The organism is Chromobacterium sp. FG22, assembly GCF_057809415.1.
The window spans coordinates 1-3764 of record NZ_JBMDJX010000064.1 but is presented as its reverse complement, the minus strand read 5'-3'; the positions used below and the strand labels follow the sequence as shown (position 1 = coordinate 3764).

The window sequence follows — 3764 nt, the reverse complement described above, 5'->3', positions numbered from 1 at the left end:
CTGCAGCAGAGCGACGGCAGCCGGCTGGACTTCGCTTATGCGCAGGTAGATGGCGATTACCGCGTGCTCAGCGTCAGCGACGTGCGCGGCGAGCAGACGTTGACCACCACCTTCGACTACGACGCCGCGGGGCAGCGCACCGTGGTCCGCGACGCCGCCGGACTGCGCACCGAACTGAACTACCGCGACGGCCTGCTGCAACGGGTGGCCGGCGGCGGCGTCGAGCAACGCTTCGACTACGACGGCCACGGCCGAGTCAGCGCGATCACCGACGGCCGCGGCCAAACCGCCCGTTTCGACTACGACGCCGCCGGCAACCGCGTCGGCGTGCGCGACGCGCAGAACCAGCAGACCCGACGCCGTTACAACGCCCAGAACCAGCTGCTGAGCGAAACCGTCGACGGCGCCGGCACCCGGCGCAACGTCTACGACGCCAGCGGCCTGCGGCTGCGCTTCAGCCTCAGCGCCGAAGGCCGGGTGGAAGAGCGCCGCTACGACGCCCAGGGCCGCGAAGTCAGCCGGCTGCTGTACCAGGGCGGCGTGTTCGCCGGCGCCGACGACGCCACCGGCGAAGCCGAACTGCAAGCCTGGGCGGCAAAGCAGGACCTGTCCCGCGTCGAACGCAGCGACACCGGCTACGACCTGCGCGGCCTGGTGGCCAGCACCACCCGCTACGCCACCCTGGACGGCGAGGGCAAGGGCGTGGCCGACGGTCGGCACAGCAGCGTGCGCTACGTCTACGACCCGGCGGGCAATCTGCTGCAGAAGCTGGACGGCGTCAGCGGCGCGGTGCTGGCCGACTACCTCTACGATGGCCTGAACCGCGTGGTGCGCAGCCGGGACGGTGCGGGCGTGGCCACCACCACCGTCTACCAGGACGCGCAGCGGCAGACCCGGGTCAGCCTGAGCAACGGCCTGAGCACGGTGAGCAGCTACGACGCGGCCGGCCAGTTGCTGGCCGTGGTGCAGCAAGACGCCGGCGGCCCGCTGGGCACCGCGCGCAGCGAATACAATGCGCGCCACCAGCCGGTCAGGCTGATCGACGCCAACGGCGCCGCCAGCGTCCTGCTCTACGACGAACGCGGCCGCAAGGTCGGCCAGATCGATCCTGCCGGCGACGTCACCGAATGGCGCTACAACGGCAACGACCAGATCATCGCCAGCCTGCGCTACGCGACCCGGATCGACATCGCCCGGCTGAGCGGCGACCCGGCGGCGCTGTCGCTGGCCGCGCTGCGTCCGGCGGCGAACCCGACGGAAGACCGCATCGAACGCCGGCTATACGACAGCCTGGGCCGCCTGGTCCAGACCGTGGACGCCGAAGGCGGCGTCGAGCGCCACCAATACGACGCCGCCGGCCGGCTGACCCGCAGCACCCGCTACGCCACGCGGCTGAGCGCCGAACAACTGGCGGCGCTGGCGAGCCAGCCCGGCGAACTGGACCCGTCCGACGCCCAACTGCAGCCGGCGGCCGATCCGGCCGGCGACCGCGTCAGCCGCCGCTACTACGACCGCGACGGCCTGCTGCTGGCCAGCCTGGACGGCGAAGGCTATCTGAGCGAAACCCACTACGACGGCGCCGGCCGCGCGATCGAAACCGTGCGCTACGCGCAGCGCGCCCGCGCCGGCGACACGCTGGAGGCCCTGCGCCCGGCCAGCGACGGCGCCGACCAACGCACGCGCAGCCTGTACGACGGCGCCGGCCGGCTGGTGGGCCGGATCGACGCCGAAGGCTACCTCGACGAAACCGTTTACGACGCCCAAGGGCGCATTGCGCAAACGATACGCTACGCCACCCGCGTCGGCGGCGGCGACACGCTGGCCGCGCTGCGCCCGGCGGCCGACCGCAACGACCGCCAAGTGCAGCGCCAATACGACGCCGCCGACCGGCTGCTGCGCGAAGAGCACCGGCCGAGCGGCCTGATCGTCCGCTACCAATACGACGCCCAAGGCCAAGTGATCGCCGTTACCCGCCAGGCCGGCGACGACGCGCGCAGCCAGCTCAAGCGCTACGACAGCCAGGGCCGGGTGACGCAAGAACTGGCCGGCGAAGGCGCCCAGGCGCTGGCCGCGCTCGGCGCCGACGCCGGCGCCCCGCAAATCGACGCCGTCTGGGCGCGCTGGGGCACCCGCCACTACTACAACGCCGGCGGCCAACGCACCGCCAGCCTGGGGCCCGACGGCCAGGGCGGCGCCGGCGCGCGCACCCTGTACTACTACGACGCCGCCGGCCGCCTCAGCCACACCCTCAACAGCCTGGGCGAAATCAGCGAAGTGCGCTACAACGCCTTCGGCGACGTCGTCGCCACCCAGCGTTACGCCACTCGGCTTGGCGCCGGCGCGCTGGCCGCGCTGAACGGCGGCAACCAAAGCGGCCTGCCCGGCGGGCTGAGCAGCGAGGCCGACCGCCTCGAAACCAGCCAATACAACCGCCTGGGCCAACGCCTCGCCGCCGGCGACCGGCTGGAAGCCGAACGCGAACAATGGCGCTACAACGCCTTCGGCGAAGCCGTGGCTTATCGGCAGCGGCTGGACGCCGCGCGCAGCAGCGTGCAGACCAGCGCCTACGACCGGCGCGGCCTGCTGCAAAGCCAGACCCGCGATGCCGAAGGACTGGCGCTGGGATCAAGCTCGAGCTACGACGCCTTCGGCCGGCAGACCGAGCGCGTCGACGCCAACGGCCACCGCAGCCGGATCGACTACGACAAACTGGGCCGCCAGATCAGCGTCCAGGACCCGCAAGGCGGCCGTCAAAGCCACGCCTACGACGCCTTCGGCCGAGTGCTGCGCCAGATCGACGCGCTGGGCCGCGCCACCACCACCGCCTACGACGAAGCCAGCGGCCGCGTCACCGTCACCCAGGCGGACGGCGTCCAGACCATCACCCAGAAGAACGGCCACGGGGACACCGTGCAACTGATCGACGGGCTGGGTCAGGCGACGACCTACCAATACAACCGCGACGGCCAAGTGCTGAGCACCACCACGCCGGCGGGAACCACCCGTAGCGGCTACGACAGCGCCGGTCATCAGATCGAGAGCGTCGACGCCAACGGCACCCGCACCGTCTACCAATACGACGCGGCGGGCCGGGTGCTACAACGCACCGTGGACCCGGACGGCCTGAAACTGAGCAGCCGCACCGAATACGACGCGGAGGGCCGCGTACTGCGGCAAACCGAGCCCAACGGCCGGGTGACCGAACAGCGCTACGACGCGGCGGGCCGGCTGCACAGCCTGATCGTCGATCCGGACGGGCTCAAGCTGACGACCACCTACGGCTACGACGCCCAGGGACGGCAGATCCGGGTGACGGAAGCGGCGGGGACGGCGCAGGCGAAGACCACCGAATACGAATACGACGGCGCCGGTCGTCGGGTGCGGGAGACGGTGGACCCGGAGGGGCTGAAGCAGAGCACGGTGTACCAATACGACGGCCAGGGCAATGTGGTGTCCAAGACCGACGCGATGGGCAAAACCGCCTACTACATCTACGACGACAATGACCGCTTGCGTTACAGCCTCAATGTGCAAGGTCTGATGACGGAAACGGTGTACGACGCGGCGGGGCAGGCGGTGCAAAGCCGACGCTACGCGACACCGGTATCGGTGTATGGCCTGAGCTCCACGCTGACGGCGGCTGAACTGGCGGGGCGGTTGATAACCCATGAGAAAGACCAGAGCACGCGCACGGTGTACGACGCGGCGGGCCGTCCGAGCCTGAGCATCGATGAGGCGGGCTATGTGACCGAGCGGCGTTACGA

At 70.8% G+C, this 3764-nt stretch carries 1 protein-coding gene; it reads left to right on the top strand.

Annotated elements, in window-relative coordinates:
* The coding region (locus ACODSD_RS24695) for a hypothetical protein (protein ID WP_488878600.1) at positions 1–3764 on the top strand (3764 nt) is incomplete at both ends.